This is a genomic window from Brevundimonas sp., assembly GCF_013912065.1.
GTDB lineage: Bacteria > Pseudomonadota > Alphaproteobacteria > Caulobacterales > Caulobacteraceae > Brevundimonas.
Map to the genome: position 1 here is coordinate 157941 of NZ_JACESA010000001.1, position 23040 is coordinate 180980.

Here is a 23040-nt window from a genome sequence, read left to right on the forward strand (position 1 = left end):
AGAGGCGGGTGATGTTGCCGATCCACGCCGTTCTCGAACCGCTGAAAGCCGCTCTCGCGGCTGGAAACACCGCGGTGCTGGCCGCTCCGCCGGGGGCGGGCAAGACGACGGTCGTGCCCCTGGCCCTGCTCGATCAGGCGTGGCTGGGAGAGGCGAGGGTGCTGGTGCTGGAGCCGCGCCGGATCGCCGCACGGGCCGCCGCTGACCGGATGGCGACTACTCTGGGCGAAGAGGCCGGGGGGACCGTCGGCTATCGCACCCGACTGCAAAGCCGGATCGGGCCGAAAACCCGGATCGAGGTGATCACGGAGGGTGTGTTCACTCGAATGATTCTGGACGATCCCGGCCTGGACGGGGTCGGGGCGGTCCTGTTCGACGAATTCCACGAACGTAACCTGGACGCAGACCTGGGCCTTGCCCTGGCGCGGGAGACGCAAGGGGTGCTGCGCGACGACCTGCGGCTGCTGGTGATGTCGGCGACCCTGGACGTGGCGGGGGTGTCGCGTCTGCTCGAGGGCGCGCCGGTGATCGAGGCGGAGGGCCGGGCCTATCCTGTGGAAACTCGCTATCTGGGGCGCAATCCGGCCGAGCGGTTCGAGGAGGCCATGGCGCGGGCCTGTCTGACCGCCGTGGGCGAGGAGACAGGGTCGGTGCTGGCCTTCCTGCCAGGGCAGGGCGAGATCCACCGAGTGGCGCGGCTGGTCAATGAGCGGTTGCGGCTGGCGAATGTCGATGTGGTTCCCTTGTACGGCGGGCTGGACCGGGCCGAGCAGGATCGCGCGATCGAGCCGGCGGCGCCTGGACGACGCAAACTGGTGCTGGCGACCTCGGTGGCGGAAACCAGTTTGACCATCGACGGGGTTCGGGTGGTGCTGGACGGCGGCCTGTCGCGCGTGCCTCGGTTCGAGCCGTCCAGCGGCCTGACGCGACTGGCGACGGTGCGGGTCAGCCGATCCTCGGCCGAGCAGAGGCTGGGTCGGGCGGGGCGGACCGAGCCCGGCATCTGTTACAGGCTGTGGGACGAGGAACAGACACGCGGTCTGGTCCCACACCAGAAGCCCGAGATTCAGGAAGCGGACCTGACCGGTCTGGCGCTGGATCTGGCCCGTTGGGGCGCGCGGTCGGTCGAGGGGCTGGCCCTGCTCGATCCGCCGCCGGCCGGCGCCATGGCCGAGGCGCGCAAGATATTGACGCGGCTGGGCGCGCTGGACGCGGACGGAGGGCTGTCGGATCACGGCAGGCGGCTGACGCGGATTCCGCTGTCGCCCAGACTGGCTCATATGGTCGCCGTGGCCTCGGACGCCGGAGATGCGATGACCGGCGCGCGGATCGCGGCGGTGTTGAGCGAACCGGGCCTGGGCGGATCGGGCGTGGATCTGGCGGATCGGCTGGTCGGGCTGGACCGGGACCGGTCGCCACGAGCGCGGGATGCGTTGAAACTGGCGGACCGCTGGGCGCGGGCGGCGGGCGGCGGGCGGGGCGAAGCCGTCGAGCCGGGCATGCTGCTGGCCGAAGCCTTTCCCGAACGGATCGCCAAGGCGCGCGGCAAGCCCGGCGAACTGCTGCTGGCCAGCGGGCGGGGCGCGGTGCTGGACGCGACCGATCATCTGGCGCGCGAACCCTGGCTGGCGGTGGCGGAACTCGCAGGGGGCGGGGCCGGCGGCGAGGCGCGCGACCGGGTTCGGCTGGCGGCGGCGCTGGACGGGACGCGGATCGAGACCGACCTGGGGCGGCTGATTGAGGTCGAGGACCGGCTGACCAAGGCGCCCTCCGGGCGGATGGAGATCCGACGGGCGCGGAAGATCGGCGCCCTGGTCCTGGACGAAAAGGTCATCGGGGCGCCGGACGCCAAGGCCATGACGGCGGCGCTGAAGTCGGAGATCGAGGCCGAGGGGCTGGGCGCGCTGAAATGGGGCGAACAGGCGACGGGATTGCGGGCGCGCCTGGCCTTCCTGCATGGGCTGGACCCGACATGGCCCGACATCTCGGACACGGCCCTTCTGGCACGACGCGCGGACTGGCTCTGGCCGTTGCTGGAGGGGGCGAAGTCGTTGGAATCCATCGTTGATGGACGTTTGGCGGATGCGCTGCGCGGCCTGATCCCCTGGGATCTGCAGCGCAGGCTGGATGATCTGGCGCCGAGCCGGCTGACGACGCCGCTGGGGTCGGCGAGCATCGACTATGGCGCCGAGGGCGGGCCGCGCGTGGAGATCCGCGTTCAGGAACTGTTCGGCGTCGTCACCCATCCGGTAGTCGGGGGCGGGCGCGTGCCCTTGACCCTGTCCCTGTTGTCGCCGGCGCGGCGGCCGGTTCAGGTGACGAAGGATCTGCCGGGTTTCTGGGCTGGATCCTGGGCGGCGGTGCGGTCGGAGATGCGGGGCCGTTATCCCCGCCATCCCTGGCCCGAGAACCCAGCCGAGGCCCAGGCCACGAACCGGGTCAAACCGCGAGGGACGTGAACCTAGGCTTGACGTGGAACGGCGTTCCAAGCATTGCCCGTGCGCCCAGACAGGATGCCGACGTGTCAGACGCAAAAAACATTTCGCCGACCGCCAAGAACGGTCGCGTTCTTTTCGCCAGTCTGATCGGCACCACGATCGAGTTCTACGACTTCTACATCTACGCCACGGCGGCGGTGCTGGTGTTTCCGCGCCTGTTCTTTCCCGGCGCAGATCCGACCACGGCAATGCTGTCGTCCTTCGCCACCTTCTCCATCGCCTTTTTTGCGCGCCCCGTCGGCGCCCTGGCCTTTGGCCATTTCGGGGACCGGGTGGGGCGCAAGGCGACCCTGGTGGCGGCACTGATGACCATGGGGGTGTCGACCGTCGCCATCGGACTGTTGCCGACGCATCAGACGGCTGGCGTGCTGGCGCCGCTGCTGCTGGCCCTGTGCCGGTTCGGACAGGGGCTGGGCCTGGGCGGCGAATGGGGCGGGGCCGTGCTGCTGGCCACCGAGAACGCCCCGCCGGGCAAAAAGGCCTGGTTCGGCATGTTCCCGCAGCTGGGGGCGCCGATCGGCTTCATCCTGTCGACCACCTCCTTCATAGTCCTGACCTCGACCATGAGCGAGAGCCAGTTCGAGACCTGGGGATGGCGTATCCCGTTCGTGGCCAGCGCGGTCCTGGTTCTGGTCGGCCTGTGGGTGCGGCTGAAGATCACCGAAACGCCAGAGTTCCAGCAGGCGCTGGACCGGAACGAACAGCTGAAGGCCCCGGCCGTAACCCTGTTCACACGTCACAAGGCGGCGTTGTTCCTGGGGACCTTCAGCGGGGTGACGACCTTCACCCTCTTCTATCTGATGACCGTCTTCGCCCTGGGCTGGGCGACGACAGGCATGGGGTTGGCGCGGGCGGACATCCTGCCGATCCAGTTGATCGGAGTGCTGTTCTTCGCCGCCTTTATTCCGGTGACCGCCCTGCTGGCCGACAAGTACGGCCAGGCCCGAGTGCTGATCGCCTCGTCCATCGGCATCGGCCTGTTCGGCGCCTTGTTCGCCCCGCTGTTCGCAGCGGGCCTGACCGGGCTCCTGATCTTCTTCGCCCTGGGATTTGGGCTGATGGGCTGCACCTATGGACCGATAGGCGCGGCCATGGCGCGGCCCTTCCCGACGACGGTTCGTTATACGGGGGCGTCGATGGCCTTCAATCTGGCCGGCATCGTCGGGGCGTCGCTGGCGCCCTATCTGGCGACCTGGCTGGCGCGAAACTATGGACTGGCGGCGGTGGGCGGCTATCTGGCCGTATCCGCCTCCGTCACCATACTGGCCCTGTGGGGAATGGCGCGGCTGAGCCCGGAGACCGAGCTCTAGGTCCCGTCGGTGGCGGCGTAGACCATAATCCCGGTCGCGATGGCCAGGTTCAGGCTGTCGGCCCGGCCCCGCATCGGGATCTTGACGTTGAGGTCGCAGGCGGCGGCCAGTTCGTCGGTCAGGCCCGCCTGTTCGTTGCCCATCAGGATCAGCGACGGCTGGCGCATCACGGCCGAGCGGTGGCTGACGGAGGCGTCCAGGCGGGTGCCGACCACGCTGCCGGGCCAGGTCTTGCGCCAGGCCAAGAAGGCCTCCGGCTCGGTCCGAGTGATCGAGACGGCGAAGACCGAGCCCATGGTGGCCCGCACGGCCTCGACCGAATAGGGGTCGACGCAGTCGCCGATCAGTATGACCCCGCCGCATCCGGCCGCGTCGGCGGTGCGGATGATGGTGCCCAGATTGCCTGGGTCACGGACCTGCTCCAGGGCCACCCAGCAGGGCGCGGATGTGGGGTCCAGGCTGTCCAGGGGCGCATAGACCTGATCGAACACGCCGAGCACGGTCTGGGGATTGTCGCGGCGGCTGATCTTTTCGAGGATGGCGTGGGTGACAATGACGATGTCGCCGCCGGCGTTGCGTGTCTCTGCCTTGGCCCGGTCCAGCAGGGGATGGGGGCGGGCGTCTTCGCCGACCAGCAGCATCCGGGGCGCGCGGCCCAGGTCCAGGGCCTCACCAATGAACTTCAAACCCTCCGCCAGGAAGGCGCCGGTCAGGTCGCGTTCTTTGCGCATATGCAGGGCGCGAACGCTCTTGATCGTGTCGTTGGTCAGGGAGGTGATGACCCGGTATTCGTCCTTGGCGCTCATCCCCGGCTCCAGCGCGCGAAGAAGGACAGGCCGATGGAGCGCGCTTCTGGGCCGTCTTCGGACAGGGCCAGTTCGCCCCAGTCGATGCGGCCGCCGCGATCTTGGGTCGCCTCGGCCATTAGATGGGCCAGCGACAGGCCGGACACCCGCGCGGCATAGGCGTTCAGCAACAGGAAGTCGGCGTCGTCGGACAGAAGGGCGGCGCAATCCTTCAGCAGGGCGGGCATATCCTCGAACAGCCGCCAGACTTCGCCGGTCGGGCCGCGTCCGTATTTGGGCGGGTCCAGGATGATCCCGTCGTATCGAGAGCCGCGACGAACCTCGCGGGCTACATATTTGCGGGCGTCCTCGACGATCCAGCGGATCGGACGATCGGACAGGCCGGACTGTTCGGCGTTCTCGCGGGCGTAGTTGACCGACTTCTTCGACGCATCGACGTGGGTGACCTCGGCGCCCGCGGCGGCGGCGGCAAGGCTGGCGACGCCGGTATAGCCGAACAGATTGAGAATCTTCGGGACTTTTCCAGTGGCGCTATCGCCCTTCGGGCTGCTTGAGCGCGTGAACGCTCGCACCCGGCCATCCAGCCACTCCCAGTTCGCCGCCTGTTCGGGGAAGAAGGCCAGATGGCGGAAAGGGGTGAAACGGCCGGTGAATTTCACATTGCGCCAGGACAGGGGGAAGGCGTCGATGGGTCCGTGCCGGTCGAACTTCCAGCGGCCGGAGTCTTCCTCTTCCTGCTGCGGGTCGAACTGGGCGTTGGCCCTGTCGAAGGCCGAGGGATCGCGGGGTGACCAGAAACACTGAGGCTCGGGTCGGACCACCGTATAGGGGCCGTAGCGCTCCAGCTTTTTGCCATCGCCGGAATCCAGCAGGGCGTAGTCTGACCAGCCGGTGGTCACGAGGGTTTCGGGTGTGGGAGAGAGCAGGGGCGCCATCATGCGGCTGATAGGCGGTCAGGCGGCCTCACGTCCAGCGTCCAGCACGACGACGGGCGCGCATTCCGCGTCGATCTCCGCATCATGGGCGGTCTTGTCCCAGACGTGGGGGGCCACGATCAGCCGCCAGACCGCATGGGCGAGGGCCAGGCTGAGCAGGGACCAATAGGCGGGCGCCGCCAGCATGTCTGTGAGCCTGTAGTCCAGTCCGGCCCGCCGCGCGCCGACGGCGCAGCCCATCCAGGCGGCGATGACGCCCACGGCCAGGACAGCGCAAGAGGCCAAAGGGGTTTCGGGCGCTATTCCGGCATGCAGCCCAACCATCAGGGCCGAGGCGATCCAAGCCAGGGCCGGGGCATGGCAGGCGGCCGAGACGATGGCCGCGCCCAGGGTCATAACGAGAGAAAGGAGACCGCGTTTTCCGAGCGCGAAGGGCGCACGGGTATGAACGCCCCAAGTCTGCATATAGCCCTTCAGCCAGCGGGTGCGTTGCGGCAGCCAGCGCTCCAGGCCGCCGGGCGGGGTTTCCCAGGTCGGACTGTTCAACACCCCCAACCGCCAGCCGGCCGACCATAGCCGGAAGCCCAGATCGGCGTCCTCGGTCACATTATGGGCGTCCCAGCCGCCGACGCCGCGCAGGGCCGCGGTGCGCAGATGATTGCTGGTGCCGCCTAATGGAAAGGGCAGGTTCAGACGGGCCATGCCAGGCAGATTGACCTCGAACAGGGCCGCATATTCGAAAGCGAACTGCCGGTCGAGGAAGCTGGACAGGTCGGCGCCGGTGCGACGGATGCGCAGCGGCGCCTGGAGGCAACCCAGTCGCGGCGCCTCGGCGAACCGGGCCGCCGCCTCGCGCAACTGGCCGGGATCGGGCGCATCCTCGGCGTCATAGATGGTGATCAGTTCGCCGGTGGCGAAGGATAGGGCGTGGTTCAGGGCGCGCGGCTTGGTCTGGGGGCTTCCCGGAGGGACGACGATGATCTTCAGCCAGTCGGGACGGTGCGCGGCCATGGCGGCGTTAAGTGTGGCGCAGTCGTGGGCCTCCAGCACCAGAAAGCCCTCGAGCTGGCGCCGGGGATAGTCGATGCGCGACAGGCGCTGGATCAACTGAGGCACGACGGCGGCCTCGTCGTGCAGGGCGGCCATTATGGTGTAGCGGGGCCAGCGCCGGGGACGCGCGGGGGGCGAAAGAGGGCGGAGACTGGCGACGGCCAGAGCGGTCCGCCACACGGCCGCTATGACGAAGCCGGCCTGGAGCGCGATCACCCATCCCGCCAGGGTGGAGCGCGGCCACGCGGCGAGGGCGGCGATCAGGATCGCAGTCAGGACCGCGACGACCACAGCCTGCCAGGCCGTCGGCGTTCGCTGCGCTGCGCCGATCCTCTCCCGCTCCATCGTCGTTCGCCCCATCCGCCCCATTGGGATATACAACTAGAAATACTCATTACGTGCAACTGCGTTATGCGAGACCGATTGGCGCCGGTGACGGATTGTCGCTATTCAAGGCGCGCCTGATCCGGAGTCGCCCTTGTCCGTCGTTTCGCCATCCTCGCGTTCCAGCCGTAAACCCAAGGGCGAAGGCCATTCGCGACGCGGTGAAATTCTCGCCGCCGCTGAACGCATCTTCGTCGAGCACGGCTACGAGGGGGCGACCATCCGCAAGATTGCGGACGAGGTCGGGCTGTCATCGACGGCCCTCTATATGCATTTTCCTGACAAGGGAGCGATCCTGCAGGAGATTTGTCGCCACGCCTTCGGCGAGTTGATCGCGGCGACAGAGTCGTTGTCAGCGATGGACGGACCGCCCGAGGTCCGTCTGCGCCGCCTGATCGAGGCCTATGTCGATTTCGGTTTCGAATACCCGAACGCCTATCGACTGATCTATCTGACCCGGCCCGCCGAGGCCCGCGAGGGCGCACAGAGCCTGGCCCAGGAACTGGGCGCCGACGTCTTTTCGGCTTTTGAAGCCCTTGTGGCAGAGGCGATCCAGTCGGGGCGGATGGCAGGAGATCCGCGCGCCGTCGCTCAGGCGATCTGGGCCTCGGCCCATGGCGTCGTCTCCCTGATGATCACCAAGCCCTATTTCCCCTGGGTCGATCGCGACGCTCTGGTGAAGACCACGCTGGACGCCGTCTTCGCGGGCTTGATGAAGCCATGAACCCTGGGGGGGGCGCGGCGCTGGCGGTCATGGTTCTGGCCCTCGCCCAGACCGCCGAAGCGCGCCCGCAAAGGATCATGGCGCTGGATCAGTGCGCCGATCAATATGTGTTGGCCCTGGCGCCCGACGCCGATCTGGCCCTGTCGCCGCGCGCCGACGATCCCGACGCCTGGCTGCGACGCGAGGCCGCCGGCCATCGCCGCCTACGCCCGACGCTGGAGGCGGCGGTCGGGTTCAAGCCGGATGTCGTGGTCCGCTACTGGGGCGGCGAGCCTCGGCTGTTGAATGCGCTGGAAAGACGTGGCGTGAAGGTGGTCACCATAGAGGACGCGAACGATCTGGCCGGGGTGAAGGCAAACCTTCGCGCGACGGCGAAGGCGCTGGGCCAGGTCGAGCGGGGCGCCCGGCTGGAGCGGACCATGCAGGCCAAGCTGGATCGCGCCGCCCCGGCCCCTGGAGCGTCCAGGCCGGGCGCCGTCTATCTGACCGCCGGCGGTTTCACGTCCGGTCCCGGCACGCTGATGGATGCGATGCTGCGGGCCGCCGGGTTTCACAACCTGACCCAGGCGCCGGGGTTCGGGGCGATCAGCGTCGAGCGGATCGCGCTGGAGCCGCCGATCCGGTTCGTGCTGGGCTTCTTTGATCAACTGCGGTCCGACTGGCGCGGACCGGGACGTCATCCCGTCGTTCGGCGGGCGGCCAAGGGACGAACGGCGGCCAGCCTGCCTGCGGCGGTGCTGACCTGTCCGGCCTGGTTCGCCGCGGACGGAGTCGAGATGATGGCGAAGGGCCGGCCATGAGCCGGACGGCGCGTCTGTGTCTGTTACTGGGCTTGGCGATCGTCGCGGCCCTGGCGGCGGCGGTTCTGGTCGGGGAGACGCCCTTCGATGGCGGTCAGTATGCGGCGGCCTTTGGCGATCCGGCGTCCGGGCCTTGGGAAGTGCTGTGGCAGGTGCGGGCGCCGAGGGCGGTTTGCGCCCTGGTGGTCGGGGCGGCCCTGGGTCTGGCGGGGGCGGTGATGCAGGGATTGCTGCGCAACCCGCTGGCGGATCCCGGCGTGTTGGGCGTGTCGGCGACGGCGGCCCTTGGGGCGGCGCTGGCCATAGTTTTAGGCGGGGCGGGCGTGACGGGACTGGTCGAGGGCTCGGCCCTGGCCGGGGCGGCCGCCGCGGGCGGGCTGTTGATCGTGGCTTCCAGTCTGGTCCGGGCCCCCGAGGCCCTGATCCTGTTCGGGGTCGCCCTGTCCAGTTTCGCCGGCGCCGCGACGGCCCTGATCTTCAATCTTTCTCCGTCGCCCATCGCCCAGGCCGAGGTAATGGCCTGGCTGCTGGGGTCGGTGCAGAACCGAAGCTGGATCGACGTGGCCTGGGTCACGCCTGCGGTTGTGGTCGCGGCGGTCTTCGCCGGTCTGTCGGCGAGCGGACTGCGTATGTTGACGCTGGGCGACGAGGCGGCGGCGGCCTCGGGCCTGTCGATGGGGCGGCTGCGGGTATTCGCCCTGATCGCGGCGGCGGTGGCGACCGGAGCGGCAGTGGCGGTGGCCGGGGTGATCGGCTTCGTCGGTCTGGCGGCGCCCCATCTGGTGCGGGCGGCCGTGCGGGGCGATGCGGGACGAATACTGGCCCCTTCGGCCCTGGCGGGCGGTCTGATGCTGGTGGTCGCCGACCTGCTGGCCCGCCTGACGCCGACGGATCAGGAACTGAAGCTGGGGGTGTTCACCGCCTTGATCGGCGCGCCCCTTTTCGCCCTGATCGCTTGGCGCGCGGCGCGGGAGTGGCGGTTGTGAACCTGCTGACGTTCAAAGGCGTCCGCGCCAGCCTGGGGCAGGTGCGGGTTCTCGACGGGATCGACATCGCCGTGAAGGCGGGCGAGGTGACGGCCCTGTGCGGTCCGAACGGCGCGGGCAAGTCCAGCGTCATCCGCGCGGCGGCGGGACTTCTGCCGGTCGAAGCCGGCGAGGTCCGTCTGAGCGACGTGGCTATAGGACGGCTCTCGCCGCGCCAAAGGGCCGAGCGCGTCGCCTATCTGCCGCAGGAGCGCCGGATCGCCTGGAACCTGCCGGCCGTCGAGGTGGCCGCCCTGGGAGCACCCTTCCTGTCGGGCGAGGCTGCGCTGGCGAAGGCGGCGGCTTCGCTGGAGGCGGTCGGCGCGGGGCATCTGGCGGATCGAGGCGTGGCCGACATGTCGGGCGGGGAGCGGGCGCGTGTCCTGTTGGCCCGCGCCCTGACGACGCAGGCGCCTCTGATGCTGGCTGACGAGCCGATCGCAGGACTGGATCCGGACGCCCAGCGACTGGTGCTGGAACGGCTGAAGGCGCGGGCAGAGGCGGGGGCGGGGGTTCTGGTCAGTCTGCACGACCTGACCCTGGCCGCCGCCTTTGCGGATCGGGTGATCGTGTTGGATCGAGGCCGGGTAATCGCCGACGCGGCCCCGATCACTGCCCTGGCGCCGACGGTGCTGCGACAGGTGTTCGGACTGGACGCCCGCTGGGTCGAAGGACCGGACGGGCCGCTGTTGGCGGCCCGCCGGACTCAGTAGGCGATGTAGGGGCGGGGACCGGCGGCCGCGCCTCGGGCGATGTCAGCCGAGGGCGTCAGGGGCGCCGAGCCGCCGTTCAGCCGGGCTTTGTAGACGGCCATATTCTCCATCACCCGCATCATATAGTTACGCGTCTCCGTGAAGGGCGCGCATTCGATGAAGTCTATGGCGGCGTTCGCGTCGCCGCGCGGATCGCCACAACGCGCGATCCATTGGTTCGGTCGGGCCGGGCCGGCGTTATAGCCGACCGTCGCCAGCAGCATGGAGCCGTTGTTCGCGGCCATCAGCTCGCCCAGGTGATAGCTGCCGAGGGTCATGTTGTAGTCGGGATCCCACAGCTGTTCGGCCGAGAACCCCATGCCCAGGCGACGCGCGACGCCGGAGGCGGTCGCGGGCAGGAACTGCATCATTCCGCGCGCGTCGGCCCCGGATCGGGCGCGGGGATCGAAGCTGGATTCCTGACGAGTGATGGCCTGGGTGAACTCCAGCGGTGCGGCGCCGGCGACCTGGGGCGGGACGCGGACGGGGTACATGCGTTCAGGCAGGACGAACCCACGCTGGCTGGCCGCGCGTCCGACCATCATGGCGGTGAAACCCTCGCCATAGCCACGCGTCAGGTCCATCAGCAGAGCCAGATCCTCAATGGTCGGTAGGTCATTGTCGAGCTGATAGGCGAAGACGCGCACCAGGCTGGTTTCACCGGTCTCGCCGAGGATGCGCGTGGCGCGGACGATCTCGTTGCCCTCGAACCGGGCTACGTCGGCCGCGGTCGGCGCAGGTTCGCCGGGCAGGGTCAGGGTCGCGATGCCGGCCTTTTCAGCCGCCAGCTGGCCATAGAAGGTCTGCCAATGCTGCGCGCCGTTGCGATAATAGCTGAGCGCGGCCTCGCGTTCGCCGCGCGCTTCCGCCGCTCGACCCAGCCAATAATAGGCGCGGCCCTGGGTGATGGGGGTAGAGGAGGCGGTGCGTAGGGCCTCGAAGTGGCGGGCGGCGACCTCGGGCTGGTTCAGCTTGGTCAGGGCGACCCAGCCGGCGAAGAACTCGGCGTCCACCATCCGGTCGCCGGAGGTGAAGCCGTGGCCGTTCATCGCCTCATAGGCGGCGCGCCAGTTCCCCTGTTGCAGGGCGTCCAGATAATAGTTCCGGCGTTCGGTCCAAAGCGTGTTGTCACCTGTCGTATGGCCCGGCGCCGGCGGTAGGTTGGCCAGCAGGGGGAAGGCTTCCGACTGGCGATTTTGGGAGCGCAGGATGCGAACCCGTTCCAGCGTCACCGCAGGGTCCGTCGCCTGGGCCGAGGTCAGGCCAGCGACGACGGCGTCGGGGCTATAGGCCGTGCGCAGGCTGATGACGGTGTTCGCGACGGCCGCCCGTTCCGGCGAGACCAGCCCCAGCATGGCGAGCGTGGCCGGACCGTGAGGGCCCAGCAGCAGCAGGTTCAGTCGCGCCTCGTGATCGGCGGGGGTCAGCCAGCCGGACCAAGCGGATAGGATGCGCGATTGGGGCGCCTCGTCGAAGGAGCGGGTACGCCACCAGTCGCGAATCAGGGCGCGGGCCTGGTCGCGACGTCCGCGCTGCTCAAGCGCCGAGGCATAGGCGATGGCCCCTTCGACCGTCTCGGGCTCCTGATCGGCGAACAGGGCCAGGGCGGCGTCCGGGCCGACGCCAGAGCGGTCCAAGACTTTTTCGGTCGCCTCGCGTCGCGATTCGGCGCGTGGCCAGCCGGCGAGGGCGGTCTGGGCCTGGGCCAGTTCGGCGTAGGACAGCTGCTCGCCCGAAGTGTCGATCAGGGCCCACTCAACAAGCTTGCGCGCGGTTGGGTCGCGCAACTGGGAAATCGCCGACTGGGCGCCGAAGACGTCGCGGGCGCGGGCGGCGGCGAGCCCTTGCCGGAACAGGGCCGTGTCCTGATCATTCAGCACGCGGCCTTGATAGGTCGGGCTGTAACCCGGCACGGACTGGGACACGGACGCATAGGGAACGGGCTGGCCAGACGGCATATCCTGGGGGTTCGGCGCAAGCACGGCGAGGGCCGCAGCCAGACTGGTCGCAATCATGATCTTTCCTGTTCTCATTCATCCCGGTTGCGGCGGAGCCGCTGGCGACCTAACGTCCCGCGCTCTAAAGACAGAGGCGTTGGACATCCGTCCTTCGCCCCTCCCCACGCAGGCTAGCTAGTCCCATGACCGCCCCTTTGTTCAAGGGCGTGATCACCGCCCTGATCACACCTCTTCGTGACGGAAACGTGGACGAAGCCGCATTCGCCACCCTGATCGACCGTCAGATCGCCGCAGGCGTCAGCGGGCTCGTGCCCGTCGGGACGACCGGCGAAGGCGCCAGCATGGATCTGGACGAGCATAAGCATGTGATCGAACTGTGCGTGCGGCTGGTGGCGGGCCGTGTCAGCGTCATCGCTGGAACAGGGTCGCCCTATACCAAGGAAGCGCTCGAACTCACGCGCCACGCCAAGGCGGTGGGCGCGGATGGGGCCCTGATTGTCACGCCCTACTATATCCGCCCGTCGCAGGCGGGCATGGCGGCGCATTTCGAGACCATCGCCGACGCCGTCCAACTGCCGATCCTGCTCTATAACGTGCCGGGGCGAACGGGGGCCGATCTGGCCAATGAGACCGTGGCGCGGCTGGCGGCTCATCCGAACATTGTCGGCGTCAAGGACGCCACCGGCGACATGAGCCGGGCCGCTTGGATGCACGCCAACATCAGCGGCCAGTTCGACCTGATCTCGGGCGATGATTCGAGCTATCTGGGTTATCATGCCTGCGGCGGCGTCGGACTGATCTCGGTGGCGTCCAATGTCGCGCCCGAGGCCATGGTAGCCCTTCACAATGCGCTGGCGGCCGGCGATTACGCCACCGCCCGAGACTGGCAGGACCGGCTGATCGGCCTGTGCAAGGCGCTGTTCCTCGACAATTCTCCGGCGCCGACCAAATACGCCCTGGCCCGATTGGGTCTGTGCAGCGAGGAGGCTCGCCTGCCGCTGTCGCCGACCTCGGATGAGGTCAAACCGCTGATCGACCGCGCCATGGCGGACGCAGGCGTGGTCTGATGGCGCCACAACCCCAGTCGAAGTCCAAGGTCATCGCCGAGAACCGCCGCGCGCGGTTCGATTATTTCCTCGAGGACAATATCGAGGCCGGCATCCAGCTGCTGGGCACCGAGATCAAGGCGCTGCGCGACGGGCGGGCCAATATCGCGGAAAGCTATGCGGCGGTGGAGGGTCGCGAGATCGTGCTGATCAACGCCGACATCCCGCCGTACAAGCAGGCCAACCGCTTCAATCACGAGCCCCGTCGGCCGCGCAAACTGCTGCTGCACAGAAAGCAGATCGACCGGTTGATCGGGGCGGTGCAGCGCGATGGTCAGACGATCATTCCGTTGAAGCTATATCTGAACGACGCCGGCAAGGCGAAGCTGGAAATCGCCCTGGCCAAGGGCAAGAAGCTGCACGACAAGCGCGAAGCCTCGGCCGAACGCGACTGGCAGCGGGACAAGGCGCGGCTGATGCGGGACAAGGGCTAGGTCGCCAGCCCTGATCTTTGATCCTCAGGCCTAACCCAGGGGCCTGGCGTCCATGACGCCGGGAAGATCGGCGACCCTGTATCCGGCCCGTCCGCCAGTGCCGGCGGAGGGGGAGAAAAGCCCGCCCGTGATCAGCGTCAGCAGCGTAACGGCGACGACGACGATCGCGGCCAAGGCCGCGAGCCGGCGCTCGCGTTGAGTGAAAATCCCGTTGGTGCGTCGCATGGTCCAGCCTCCCGCTGGGAAACGAACGCGATGCGCCCGCCTCTGTTCCGCCTCAATTCAGAATGGCAGAGTCGTGCGACACACAAGCAACAGTTGATGGTTAGTTTTGCACGATCTCGCGCGCGCGTGCGAACACCGCCTCGAACATCGCCGGCGTCAGACGGCCCGTGTTCGTGTTGAGGCGTGAGCAGTGATAGGAGTTCAGGATCACATAGCCGCCGGCTTCGCCCTCTGACCCGTGGCCCGCGGGCATTGAGGCGGCGGGGCGGCCGAAGGCCTTGAGGATGTTGCGGCGTGAAACGTCGCCCAGGGTCACGATCACCTTCAGATTGGGCAGCAGCGCCAGCCGGTCGATCAGGAAGGGACGGCAGGTAGTTTCCTCGATCGGCAGAGGCTTGTTGCCGGGCGGGGCGCAACGAACGGCGTTGGTGATCATGCAGTCGACCAGGGTCAGATCGTCGTCGCCGTTCGGGTCGTAGGTTCCCTTCGCGAAACCCGCTTTCTTCAGCGTGTCGTACAGAAGCCAGCCGGCATGGTCGCCGGTGAAGGGGCGGCCGGTGCGATTGGCGCCGGTGCGGCCGGGCGCCAGACCTGCCACCAGCAGCCGGGCGTTCGGATCGCCGAAGGAGGGGGCGGGACCGTTCCACCAATCGGGGTTCTGACGGGCGTTCTCGCACCGGTACTCGACCAGGCGCGGGCAGAGCGGACAGTCGCGGGGGGGCTCTGGCGTCAGGCTCATTGGGCGGCGCCGGTCTTGGGGCGACTGAACTCGGCCATCAGGTCGTTGAGGTCCAGGAAGGCGTCGGCCTGACGGCGCAGTTCGTCGGCGATATGGGGCGGTTGGGTCTTCTGGGTTGAAATCACGGTCACCCGCACGCCTCGCGCCTGAACCGCCTGGACCAGCCGACGGAAGTCGCCGTCGCCGGAAAACAGGACCGCATGGTCGATCGCCGGCGCCAGTTCCAGCATGTCCACCGCGATCTCGATGTCCATATTGCCCTTGATGCGGCTGTGGCCGGAAGAGTCCGTGAACCGCTTGACCGGCTTGGTCACGACTGAAAACCCATTGTAGTCCAGCCAGTCCACTAAAGGCTTGATCGGTGAGAACTCTTCGCCCTCGACCACCGCCGTGTAATAATAGGCCCGTGTCAGGATGGATTTCTCGCGAAACCAGTCCAGCATGCGCCGGAAGTCCATGTCGTGCTGAAGGGCGCGGGCGGCGGAATAGAGGTTCGAACCGTCGATGAAGATCGCCAGCCGGTCGGTGGAATGAAACATGAAAGACGCCGTCGAAAGGGATGAAGAATATGACGTCCGGCCAGACGGCGGCCTCGACGTGGGAATCGAGGAGACGCTGGAATTGGACGCCGCAGTCATCGTGGCGCTGGGCTGTAATGACAAGGGGGTCTGGGCTTCCTGTCGCGAGGCGCTGGAGGCGGCGTTGGCGCGGTTCCGCAGCGAGGGGATCGACGTGGTGGCACGGTCGTCCTGGTGGTCGTCCCGGGCCTGGCCCGACCCCGAAGACCCGACCTTTCTGAACGGGGCGGTGATCGTCCGCACCGATCACGATCCTCATGAGCTGATGGCGGCGTTGGGTCGGATCGAGGAGGTGTTCGGCCGCGAACGTTCGGTCCGCAATGCGCCGCGCACCCTGGACCTGGACCTGATCGCCTATGGTCGGCTCAGCGGCGATCTGGACGGGCTTATCCTGCCCCATCCGCGCGCCGCCGAGCGAAAGTTCGTCATGGGCCCGATCGCCGAGATGGCGCCCGCCTGGGTGCATCCGCATGGGGGGGAGGCGGGGGTGCTGGCCGCCGCTGCGTTGGTCGGTACTGACGCTCATCCGGTCTGAGGCCAAACTTCCGCCGCTCTGGCGTTGCAAAATATAGTCCCCATCTGTATTTGACGCGGTTCTCCCCCGCGTCCGAGGAATTTCATGGCCCGCGTCACCGTCGAAGATTGCATCGAGAAGGTCCCGAACCGCTTTGGTCTGGTTCTGCTGGCCGGCCACCGTGCCCGCAGCATTGCCAATGGCGCCGCCCTGACGATCGACCGCGACAACGACAAGAACCCCGTCGTCGCCCTGCGCGAGATCGCCGACGACACTGTCGTGCCGGACGAACTGCAGGAAACCATCATCACCACGCTGCAACGCGTCGATGAGCGCACCGAAGCCGAGGACGAGGCCGAAACCGTCGCCCTGCTGGCCGAGCCGCAGCACATGAACATGGCCGAGGCGGAACTGATCCGCGCCCTGCAGAGCGACCGCGACGGCGGTCAGGAGGAGCGCTACTGACTCCCGAGGGAGCTCCTGGCGTCACTATCCTGCCGGCGCGGACCGAAACGGTTCCGCCGGCGCCCCAAGCTGCGAACAAAAACGACCCGGTATCGGCCGCCGAACCTGGCCAGCCGGTTCAGAAGCGCGCGCCCGTTCTGCGTCAGTTCGAGCTGATTGAGGCCGTCAAGGCCTATGATCCCACCGCCGACGAAGCGCTGCTGAACCGCGCCTATGTCTATGCGATGAAGATGCACGGCTCGCAGTTGCGGGCCTCGGGCGATCCGTATTTCGCCCACCCGATCCAGGTCGCGGGCATTCTGACCGACTACAAGCTCGACACGGCCACCATCGTCACGGCCCTGCTGCACGACGTGGTCGAGGACACCTCGGCGACGCGCGATGACATCGCCCAGATGTTCGGCGAGGAGGTCGCGGTCCTGGTAGAGGGCGTGACCAAACTGAGCCGCCTAGAGCTGCAGGCCGAACATACCCGACAGGCCGAAAACCTACGGAAATTCATCCTGGCCATCAGCCGCGACGTGCGGGTGCTGTTGGTCAAGCTGGCCGACCGGCTGCACAACATGCGCACCCTCCAGTATGTGAAGCCGGAAAAGCGCGAGCGGATCAGCCGCGAGACCCTGGAGGTCTATGCGCCCCTGGGCCGGTCCATCGGCATTCATTCGATCGCTTCCGAACTGGAAGAACTGGCCTTCACCTATCTGAACCCGACCGCCAAGACCGCCATCGAGCGGCGGCTGGAGGCGCTGAAGCTGGAGCATGGCCGCGCCATCGAAGGGGTGGCCGCCGAGGTCGAGCGCGTCCTGTCGGAAGCCGGGGTCGGGGCCCATGTGTTCGGGCGACAGAAGACGCCCTATTCGATCTGGCGCAAGCTGCAGCGCAAGTCCGTCGGTTTCTCGTCGCTGTCGGACATCTACGGCTTCCGCGTCCTGGTCGAGGCTGAGGACGACTGTTACCGCGCCCTGGGGGTGATCCATCGCGAATGGCCGATGGTGCCGGAGCGGTTCAAGGACTTCATCTCGACGCCCAAGTCGAACAACTACCGCTCCTTGCACACGACCGTCGTAGGACCGCGCGGTCTCCGGATCGAGATGCAGATCCGGACCGAGGCCATGGACCGGGTCGCCGAGGACGGGGTCGCCGCCCACTGGCGCTACAAGAACGAATCCTATGGCTTCGATCGGGAAGCGATGGCCAAGGGCGGTGGTCGCGACCCGCTGCAGAACCTGCGCCACCTCGTCCAGGTGATCGAGCATGGCGAAGGCGGCGAAGACTGGGTCGAGCACGCCAAGCTCGAAATGTACCTGGATCAGGTCTTCGTCTTCACGCCCAAGGGACGTCTGGTGACCCTGCCGCGCGGCGGCATGCCGCTGGACTTCGCCTATGCGGTCCATACGGAGGTCGGCGACACGGCCGTCGGGGTCAAGGTGAACGGCGAACTGAAGCCGATGCGCACGCCGCTTCAGAACGGCGACGTGGTCGAGATCATCCGGGGCGCCAAGCGGGAAGTGCCCGCCGACTGGCGCAGCCTGACCGTCACCGGCCGGGCGCGTTCGGCCATCCGCCGCCACATCCGCACTTCCGAGCGGGAGGAGTTCGTCAAACTGGGACGGGTGGCGTTGCAACAGACCCTGGCCCGCGTCGAAAAGACCCTGGCGGAAGTCTCGCTGAAGCCGATCCTAGAGACCCTGGCGGTCGCCAGCGACGACGATGTCTTCGAAAGCCTGGGCCGGGGGCGTCTGTCGCCGACGGCGGTGGCCGAAACCCTGTTCCCGTCGCTGCAGGGTCGATTGAAAGCTGGACCGGAAAAGCAGAGAATCGAAGGGGAGACCGCGCGCCTGTTCGTGCGCGGCGGCGGTCTGACGCCCGGCGTCAGCGTCCATTTCGGCCAGTGCTGCACCCCGGTGCCCGGCGACCGGATCGTCGGCATCCTGGAGCCCGAGGTCGGACTGACGGTCCACACCATCGATTGCCAGACCCTGGCCGCGTTCGCGGACGACGATTCGGTCTGGCATGACCTGCAATGGACGCCCCAGGCCGAGACAGACGCCGTCGCGGCGGTGCGGCTCAAGGCGACCATCCGCAATGCCCCGGGGGTGCTGGGCCAGGTCACGACCCTGATCGGCGAGGCGGGCGGAAACATCATCAATCTGTCGATGGCCTATCGACAGCAGGACTTCTTCGACGTGACCATCGACGTCGAGGTCGAGGACGCGAAACATGCGACCATGCTGATGGCGGCGTTGCGGGCCAATCCGTCGGTCGACAACGTGGACCGCGGTCGGGGCTGAGCCTTTTACTCGCCCGTGCGACCCGCTAAGACCGCGCCATGAACACCGAAGACGTCCTGAACGAATTCCGCGACGCCGGCGCCCTGCGCGAAGGCCATTTCGTCCTCTCCTCCGGCCTGCACAGCCCGGTCTTCCTGCAGAAGAACCTGGTCTTCATGCAAACCAACCGCTGCGCCCGGCTGTGCAAGGCCTTGGCCGAGAAGATCATCGCCGCCGTCGGGCCGGTCGATGTCGCCATTTCACCGGCGGTGGGCGGCATCATTCCCGGCTACGAGACCGCGCGTCACCTGGGCGTGCCATCCATGTATGTCGAGCGGGAAGGCGGGACGTTCAAGCTGCGTCGTGGCTTCTCTGTCGAACCTGGCCAGAAGGTGGTGATGGTCGAGGATATCGTCACCACGGGCCTGTCGTCGCGGGAATGCATCGCCGCCATCCAGGCAGCGGGTGGCGACGTCGTGGCGGCCGCCTGTATCGTCGATCGCTCGGGAGGCAAGGCCGATGTCGGGGTTCCCCTGATCGCCCTGGCCTCGCTGGAGGTCCCGGCCTATGCGGCCGACGCCCTGCCGCCGGAACTGGCCGCCCTGCCGGTCGAGGATCCCGGCAGCCGCAGACTGTCGAAATGATCCCCGTCATGAGCAGGAACTGAGATGCGCGAACGGGTCAGGCTGGGCGTCAACATCGATCACGTCGCGACGGTGCGAAACGCGCGCGGCGGAACCCATCCCGACCCGGCCCGCGCGGCCGAGGCGGCGCTGGCGGCTGGCGCTGACGGCATCACCGCCCATCTGCGCGAGGATCGCCGCCACATCACCGACGCCGATATCGAGGTGCTGAGCGCCCTGTGCGCGCGGGCCGGCAAGCCGTTGAACTTCGAGATGGCGGTCACGGATGAAATGCTGGCCATCGCCCTGCGCCATCGCCCCCACGCCGCCTGCCTGGTGCCCGAGCGGCGTGAGGAAGTGACGACCGAGGGAGGATTGGCGGTCGCCGGTTTCGAGGCGCGTATCGCCCCCGTGGCCAAGGTTCTGGCCGAGGCCGGGGTGCGCGTCTCCCTGTTCATCGAGCCGTCCGAAGAACAGGTCGAGGCCGCTGCGGCCGTGGGCGCCCAGGTCGTCGAACTGCACACCGGCCGCTATTGCCATCTGACTGACCCGGCCGAGCGGGAGGTGGAGTTCGAACGGATCGCCGCAGCCGCCGCCCAGGCCGACATCCTGGGGCTCGAGGTCCATGCCGGACATGGACTGGATTACGACACCGCGCCGCGCATGCTGGCCATACGCGAGATCCGCGAGCTGAACATCGGCCATTTCCTGATCGGCGAATCCATCTTCATCGGCCTGGACGCCGCGATCCGGCGAATGCGGGCGGCGATGGACGCGGCCAAATGATCGTCGGCGTCGGCGCCGACCTCTCGGACATCCGGCGCATACAGGCCTCGCTGGACCGGTTCGGCGAGCGGTTCAAACAGCGCTGTTTCACCGAAATCGAGCGGACGCGGTCGGATCGCAAGCCAGACCCGGCCTGGAGCTACGCCAAGCGGTTCGCCGCCAAGGAAGCGTGCGCCAAGGCGCTGGGGACCGGAATGCGGGCGGATGTCTACTGGCGCGACATGGGGGTGGTGAACCTGCGTTCGGGGCAGCCGACCCTGGCCTTGACCGGCCATGCGGCCGATCATCTGGCGCGGCTGATCCCCCCCGGTCACGAAGCCAGGATTCACCTGACGCTGAGCGACGAGAACCCCTATGCGCTCGCCTTCGTGGTGATCGAAGCCTTGCCGCTGTCGTAATCGCGATATACCCGTCTCTCGACGACCGCGCCGACGCGGCAAGGGGATGCCTGATCGCATGAGCGAAGACCAGAAGCCGCACGACGCCGATGCGATCGAAACCAAGGTGGACGACGCCACGCCGGAGGAAGTCTTCGCCGCGTCCGAGGCCGATGCGCCTGTCGAGGCGGTGCAGGAGCCCACGTCGGCGAAGCGTCCGATCTGGAGCGACGACGGCGACGCGCCCTTCGAGGAGACTCCTGCTCAGCCCGCGCGCGCCGCCAAGCCGGAAGAGCCCGCTGGGAACGAGACGGTCGAGATCTTCAAGACCATCGCCTTCGCCCTGCTGATCGCCATGGTGCTGCGGATATTCCTGTTCCAGCCCTTCACCATTCCGTCGGCCTCGATGGAGCCGAACCTTTACGAGGGCGACTATATCGTCGTGTCGAAATGGTCGTACGGCTATTCGAAACACTCGATCCCGTTCAGCCCGCCGCTGTTCGACGGCCGGGTGATGGGTTCGGCGCCGAAGCGCGGCGACATCGTCGTGTTCAAGCTGCCTCGCGACGACAAGACTGACTTCATCAAACGGGTCATCGGCCTGCCGGGCGACCGTATCCAGATGATTTCCAACAAACTCTATATCAACGGCCAGCCGGTTGAGGACGTCGTCGTATCTGAGCGTGAGCTTAACGACATCTTCGGCATGCATCCGGTCGCCGAGGTCCGCGAGACCCTGCCGGAAGGCAAGAGCTTCATGACCCAGGACTTCGGTCCCGGAAACGACCTGGACGACACCGGGGTCTATGAGGTGCCGGTCGGCCACTACTTCATGATGGGCGACAACCGCGACAACTCGATCGACAGCCGCGTCGAACAGTCCAGCGGCGTGGGCATGGTCCCGGCCGAGAACCTGGTCGGCAAGGCGCAGATCATCCTGTTCTCATGGAAGCCCGGTTCGTCGCTGTGGAACCCGGTGAGCTGGTTCAACGTGCGGCTCGACCGGTTCTTCAACGTTCTGCACTGATGGCTAATGTGAGAGCAGAGGCGGTCGCGGCGCTGGAAACGCGCATCGGACGCCCCTTCAAGGACAAGGCGCTGCTGGAGCGCGCCCTGACCCATGCCAGCGTGGGAGAGGGTGCGCCGGTCGGTGTTCACGGACCGCGCGACAACGAGCGGCTGGAGTTCCTGGGCGACCGGGTGCTGGGCCTGCTGGTGGCTGAGCGGCTGACGCGCGAGTATCCCACGGCGGACGAGGGACAGCTGTCGTCCAGCCTGCACGCCTTGGTCGACAAGACCGCCTGCGCGCGGGTGGGCGAGGCCCTGGGGGTTGGGCCGGCCCTGCGGCTGTCGCCCGGCGAGACCAAGACGGGCGGGCGGCGAAAGGCCGGGGTCATCGCCGATGCGGTGGAGGCCCTGTTGGCGGCCGTCTATCTGGACGGCGGGCTGGACGCGGCGCGGGCCTTCTTCGACAGGGCCTGGGCTGAGGAACTGTCGGCCCCGCCGTCGCGCACCGTGACCAATCCCAAGTCGGCGCTCCAGGAATGGGCCCAAGGCAAGGGACGACCGCTTCCGACCTACCGCGTGGCGGACCGGACGGGTTCGGATCATGCGCCGACATTCACCGTCGAGGTGGAAGTCGAGGGGGTTCAGCCCTTGACCGCGCAGGGGCGTTCGCGTCAGGAGGCGGAGAAGGCGGCCGCGACGGCCCTGTTGAAACGCGAAGGCATGATTTGACCGATATCGAAAACCAGCGGGCGGGCTTCGCCGCCATCATCGGCGCGCCGAACGCCGGCAAGTCGACGCTGGTGAACAGACTGACCGGATCCAAGGTCTCCATCGTCACACAGAAGGTGCAGACCACGCGCTTTCCCGTGCGCGGCATCGCCATGGACGGCGACGCCCAGATCGTGCTGGTGGACACCCCCGGCATCTTCACCCCGCGCCGTCGCCTGGACCGGGCCATGGTCGCCTCGGCCTGGGGCGGGGCGCAGGACGCGGACGTGGTGGTCCATCTGATCGACGCCCAGTCGCACATCAATTCCGAAGGCCGTGAAGGCACGGCGGCGGATCGCCGCTCGGCCGAGGACACCGAGACCATCATCGCCAATCTTCAGTCCACGGGGACGAAGGTAATTCTGGCGCTGAACAAGATCGACGGCATGCGCCGCGACACCCTGCTGGCCCTGTCTCAGAAACTGTTCGAGAGCGGCGTCTATGAAGAGGTCTATATGATCTCTGCGGCCAATGGCGACGGGGTCGAGGACCTGAAGCAGCGGCTGGCGCGGTCGATGCCCCAGGGGCCGTGGCTCTATCCGGAAGATCAGGCGGCCGATGTGCCCGTGCGGGTTCTGGCGGCCGAGATCACGCGCGAGAAGGTCTATCTGCGCGTCCACGAGGAACTGCCCTATTCGGCGGCGGTGGAGACGACCAGTTTCGAAGACCGCGCGGACGGTTCGGCCCGGATCGAACAGACCATCTATGTCGAGCGCGAGAGCCAGCGGCCCATCGTCCTGGGCAAGGGCGGCCAGACGCTGAAGTGGATCGGCCAGAAGGCGCGCGAGGAGCTGAACGAGATCCTGGGCCGCCAGGTCCACCTGTTCCTGACGGTCAAGGTCGATCCGAAGTGGCAGGATTCGCGGGCGCTCTACGCCCAGTTCGGTCTGGATTTCGACGTCTGA

The 23040-nt window shown here is 67.6% G+C and carries 24 protein-coding genes; 17 read left to right on the plus strand and 7 right to left on the minus strand.

From position 1 onward, the window contains the following. The first annotated feature begins 11 nt into the window (after positions 1–11). Together hrpB and H2037_RS00755 are read left to right on the plus strand one after the other, a co-directional pair. Positions 12–2459, plus strand: coding sequence for an ATP-dependent helicase HrpB (gene hrpB / locus H2037_RS00750; RefSeq protein ID WP_292116356.1), 2448 nt, complete (start codon positions 12–14; stop codon positions 2457–2459). A 62-nt stretch (positions 2460–2521) separates the two neighbouring features. Next, positions 2522–3808, plus strand: a complete 1287-nt coding sequence (locus H2037_RS00755) for an MFS transporter (RefSeq protein ID WP_292116359.1) — start codon at positions 2522–2524, stop codon at positions 3806–3808. Here the strand turns inward: H2037_RS00755 and H2037_RS00760 are convergent. The 3 genes from H2037_RS00760 to H2037_RS00770 are packed head-to-tail and all read right to left on the minus strand — an operon-like array spanning position 3805 to position 6944. Next, complete coding sequence (locus H2037_RS00760) at positions 3805–4614, minus strand: RNA methyltransferase (protein WP_292116361.1); 810 nt, start codon at positions 4612–4614, stop codon at positions 3805–3807. The two genes, H2037_RS00755 and H2037_RS00760, sit on opposite strands and share 4 nt — an antisense overlap. Further along, positions 4611–5549, minus strand: a complete 939-nt coding sequence (locus H2037_RS00765; RefSeq protein WP_292116957.1) for a class I SAM-dependent methyltransferase — start codon at positions 5547–5549, stop codon at positions 4611–4613. The genes H2037_RS00760 and H2037_RS00765 overlap by 4 nt, the downstream gene beginning before the upstream one ends. Positions 5550–5567: 18 nt before the next feature. Then, a complete protein-coding gene (locus H2037_RS00770) occupies positions 5568–6944 on the minus strand; it encodes a glycosyltransferase family 2 protein (RefSeq protein WP_292116363.1) in 1377 nt (458 codons plus the stop codon). 133 nt (positions 6945–7077) lie between these two features. Here H2037_RS00770 and H2037_RS00775 point away from each other — a divergent pair, with 133 nt between their 5' ends. The 4 genes from H2037_RS00775 to H2037_RS00790 are packed head-to-tail and all read left to right on the plus strand — an operon-like array spanning position 7078 to position 10245. After that, positions 7078–7707 carry a TetR/AcrR family transcriptional regulator gene (locus H2037_RS00775; protein WP_292116365.1) on the plus strand — a complete coding sequence of 210 codons (630 nt, stop codon included), beginning with the start codon at positions 7078–7080 and terminating at the stop codon, positions 7705–7707. Further along, the gene (locus tag H2037_RS00780; RefSeq protein ID WP_292116368.1) at positions 7704–8507 is read left to right on the plus strand and encodes an ABC transporter substrate-binding protein; all 804 of its coding nucleotides are present in this window, start codon (positions 7704–7706) and stop codon (positions 8505–8507) included. The genes H2037_RS00775 and H2037_RS00780 overlap by 4 nt, the downstream gene beginning before the upstream one ends. Beyond that, a complete protein-coding gene (locus tag H2037_RS00785) occupies positions 8504–9493 on the plus strand; it encodes an iron ABC transporter permease (protein WP_292116373.1) in 990 nt (329 codons plus the stop codon). The genes H2037_RS00780 and H2037_RS00785 overlap by 4 nt, the downstream gene beginning before the upstream one ends. Continuing rightward, on the plus strand, positions 9490–10245 hold the full coding sequence (locus H2037_RS00790; RefSeq protein ID WP_292116376.1) for an ABC transporter ATP-binding protein: 756 nt from the start codon (positions 9490–9492) through the stop codon (positions 10243–10245). Before H2037_RS00785 ends, H2037_RS00790 begins: the two co-directional genes overlap by 4 nt. Here the strand turns inward: H2037_RS00790 and H2037_RS00795 are convergent. Further along, a complete protein-coding gene (locus tag H2037_RS00795) occupies positions 10239–12299 on the minus strand; it encodes a lytic transglycosylase domain-containing protein (protein ID WP_292116379.1) in 2061 nt (686 codons plus the stop codon). The two genes, H2037_RS00790 and H2037_RS00795, sit on opposite strands and share 7 nt — an antisense overlap. 125 nt (positions 12300–12424) lie before the next feature. Between H2037_RS00795 and dapA the strand changes: the two genes are divergently transcribed. Next, entirely contained in the window at positions 12425–13309 is an 885-nt protein-coding gene (dapA, locus tag H2037_RS00800; protein ID WP_292116381.1) for a 4-hydroxy-tetrahydrodipicolinate synthase, read from the plus strand. Next, positions 13309–13782 carry an SsrA-binding protein SmpB gene (gene smpB / locus H2037_RS00805; protein ID WP_008259266.1) on the plus strand — a complete coding sequence of 158 codons (474 nt, stop codon included), beginning with the start codon at positions 13309–13311 and terminating at the stop codon, positions 13780–13782. The genes dapA and smpB overlap by 1 nt, the downstream gene beginning before the upstream one ends. 30 nt (positions 13783–13812) lie before the next feature. Here the strand turns inward: smpB and H2037_RS00810 are convergent, their stop codons facing one another. The 3 genes from H2037_RS00810 to H2037_RS00820 form a co-directional block, all read right to left on the minus strand. Next, entirely contained in the window at positions 13813–14007 is a 195-nt protein-coding gene (locus H2037_RS00810; protein ID WP_292116384.1) for a hypothetical protein, read from the minus strand. A gap of 100 nt (positions 14008–14107) precedes the next feature. Further along, entirely contained in the window at positions 14108–14746 is a 639-nt protein-coding gene (locus H2037_RS00815) for a uracil-DNA glycosylase (RefSeq protein WP_292116387.1), read from the minus strand. Continuing rightward, positions 14743–15285 (minus strand): NYN domain-containing protein, encoded by a 543-nt coding sequence (locus tag H2037_RS00820; protein ID WP_292116390.1) that lies wholly within the window; start codon positions 15283–15285, stop codon positions 14743–14745. Before H2037_RS00820 ends, H2037_RS00815 begins: the two co-directional genes overlap by 4 nt. On the opposite strand from H2037_RS00820, the gene folK reads away from it, so the two are divergent. The 9 genes from folK (at position 15284) to era (ending at position 23040) form a co-directional block, all read left to right on the plus strand. Next, a complete protein-coding gene (gene folK / locus H2037_RS00825; RefSeq protein WP_292116393.1) occupies positions 15284–15859 on the plus strand; it encodes a 2-amino-4-hydroxy-6-hydroxymethyldihydropteridine diphosphokinase in 576 nt (191 codons plus the stop codon). The two genes, H2037_RS00820 and folK, sit on opposite strands and share 2 nt — an antisense overlap. Positions 15860–15943: 84 nt before the next feature. Next, positions 15944–16303 carry a DNA-directed RNA polymerase subunit omega gene (gene rpoZ, locus H2037_RS00830; protein WP_292116396.1) on the plus strand — a complete coding sequence of 120 codons (360 nt, stop codon included), beginning with the start codon at positions 15944–15946 and terminating at the stop codon, positions 16301–16303. 137 nt (positions 16304–16440) lie between these two features. Then, the gene (locus tag H2037_RS00835) at positions 16441–18594 is read left to right on the plus strand and encodes a bifunctional (p)ppGpp synthetase/guanosine-3',5'-bis(diphosphate) 3'-pyrophosphohydrolase (protein WP_292116960.1); all 2154 of its coding nucleotides are present in this window, start codon (positions 16441–16443) and stop codon (positions 18592–18594) included. 38 nt (positions 18595–18632) lie between these two features. Beyond that, positions 18633–19217 carry an orotate phosphoribosyltransferase gene (pyrE, locus tag H2037_RS00840; RefSeq protein WP_292116399.1) on the plus strand — a complete coding sequence of 195 codons (585 nt, stop codon included), beginning with the start codon at positions 18633–18635 and terminating at the stop codon, positions 19215–19217. Positions 19218–19241: 24 nt separating this feature from the next. Next, complete coding sequence (locus tag H2037_RS00845; RefSeq protein WP_292116402.1) at positions 19242–19982, plus strand: pyridoxine 5'-phosphate synthase; 741 nt, start codon at positions 19242–19244, stop codon at positions 19980–19982. Beyond that, complete coding sequence (acpS, locus tag H2037_RS00850; protein ID WP_292116405.1) at positions 19979–20380, plus strand: holo-ACP synthase; 402 nt, start codon at positions 19979–19981, stop codon at positions 20378–20380. The genes H2037_RS00845 and acpS overlap by 4 nt, the downstream gene beginning before the upstream one ends. Positions 20381–20438: 58 nt before the next feature. Further along, positions 20439–21386, plus strand: coding sequence for a signal peptidase I (gene lepB, locus H2037_RS00855; RefSeq protein ID WP_292116408.1), 948 nt, complete (start codon positions 20439–20441; stop codon positions 21384–21386). Next, entirely contained in the window at positions 21386–22096 is a 711-nt protein-coding gene (gene rnc, locus H2037_RS00860) for a ribonuclease III (RefSeq protein WP_292116411.1), read from the plus strand. The genes lepB and rnc overlap by 1 nt, the downstream gene beginning before the upstream one ends. After that, positions 22093–23040: a GTPase Era gene (era, locus tag H2037_RS00865; protein WP_292116413.1), complete on the plus strand. Its 948-nt coding sequence runs from the start codon at positions 22093–22095 to the stop codon at positions 23038–23040. The genes rnc and era overlap by 4 nt, the downstream gene beginning before the upstream one ends.

Bases quoted from the DNA above. Each gene is read 5' to 3' on its own strand.
- H2037_RS00810 (WP_292116384.1), bottom strand. From the start codon at position 14,007: ATGCGACGCACCAACGGGATTTTCACTCAACGCGAGCGCCGGCTCGCG.
- hrpB (WP_292116356.1), top strand. From the start codon at position 12: ATGTTGCCGATCCACGCCGTTCTCGAACCGCTGAAAGCCGCTCTCGCG.
- lepB (WP_292116408.1), top strand. From the start codon at position 20,439: ATGAGCGAAGACCAGAAGCCGCACGACGCCGATGCGATCGAAACCAAG.
- dapA (WP_292116381.1), top strand. From the start codon at position 12,425: ATGACCGCCCCTTTGTTCAAGGGCGTGATCACCGCCCTGATCACACCT.
- H2037_RS00785 (WP_292116373.1), top strand. From the start codon at position 8,504: ATGAGCCGGACGGCGCGTCTGTGTCTGTTACTGGGCTTGGCGATCGTC.
- folK (WP_292116393.1), top strand. From the start codon at position 15,284: ATGAAAGACGCCGTCGAAAGGGATGAAGAATATGACGTCCGGCCAGAC.
- rpoZ (WP_292116396.1), top strand. From the start codon at position 15,944: ATGGCCCGCGTCACCGTCGAAGATTGCATCGAGAAGGTCCCGAACCGC.
- H2037_RS00765 (WP_292116957.1), bottom strand. From the start codon at position 5,549: ATGGCGCCCCTGCTCTCTCCCACACCCGAAACCCTCGTGACCACCGGC.
- H2037_RS00770 (WP_292116363.1), bottom strand. From the start codon at position 6,944: ATGGAGCGGGAGAGGATCGGCGCAGCGCAGCGAACGCCGACGGCCTGG.
- H2037_RS00815 (WP_292116387.1), bottom strand. From the start codon at position 14,746: ATGAGCCTGACGCCAGAGCCCCCCCGCGACTGTCCGCTCTGCCCGCGC.
- H2037_RS00780 (WP_292116368.1), top strand. From the start codon at position 7,704: ATGAACCCTGGGGGGGGCGCGGCGCTGGCGGTCATGGTTCTGGCCCTC.
- H2037_RS00760 (WP_292116361.1), bottom strand. From the start codon at position 4,614: ATGAGCGCCAAGGACGAATACCGGGTCATCACCTCCCTGACCAACGAC.
- smpB (WP_008259266.1), top strand. From the start codon at position 13,309: ATGGCGCCACAACCCCAGTCGAAGTCCAAGGTCATCGCCGAGAACCGC.
- H2037_RS00845 (WP_292116402.1), top strand. From the start codon at position 19,242: ATGCGCGAACGGGTCAGGCTGGGCGTCAACATCGATCACGTCGCGACG.
- pyrE (WP_292116399.1), top strand. From the start codon at position 18,633: ATGAACACCGAAGACGTCCTGAACGAATTCCGCGACGCCGGCGCCCTG.
- rnc (WP_292116411.1), top strand. From the start codon at position 21,386: ATGGCTAATGTGAGAGCAGAGGCGGTCGCGGCGCTGGAAACGCGCATC.
- H2037_RS00795 (WP_292116379.1), bottom strand. From the start codon at position 12,299: ATGATTGCGACCAGTCTGGCTGCGGCCCTCGCCGTGCTTGCGCCGAAC.
- H2037_RS00820 (WP_292116390.1), bottom strand. From the start codon at position 15,285: ATGTTTCATTCCACCGACCGGCTGGCGATCTTCATCGACGGTTCGAAC.
- acpS (WP_292116405.1), top strand. From the start codon at position 19,979: ATGATCGTCGGCGTCGGCGCCGACCTCTCGGACATCCGGCGCATACAG.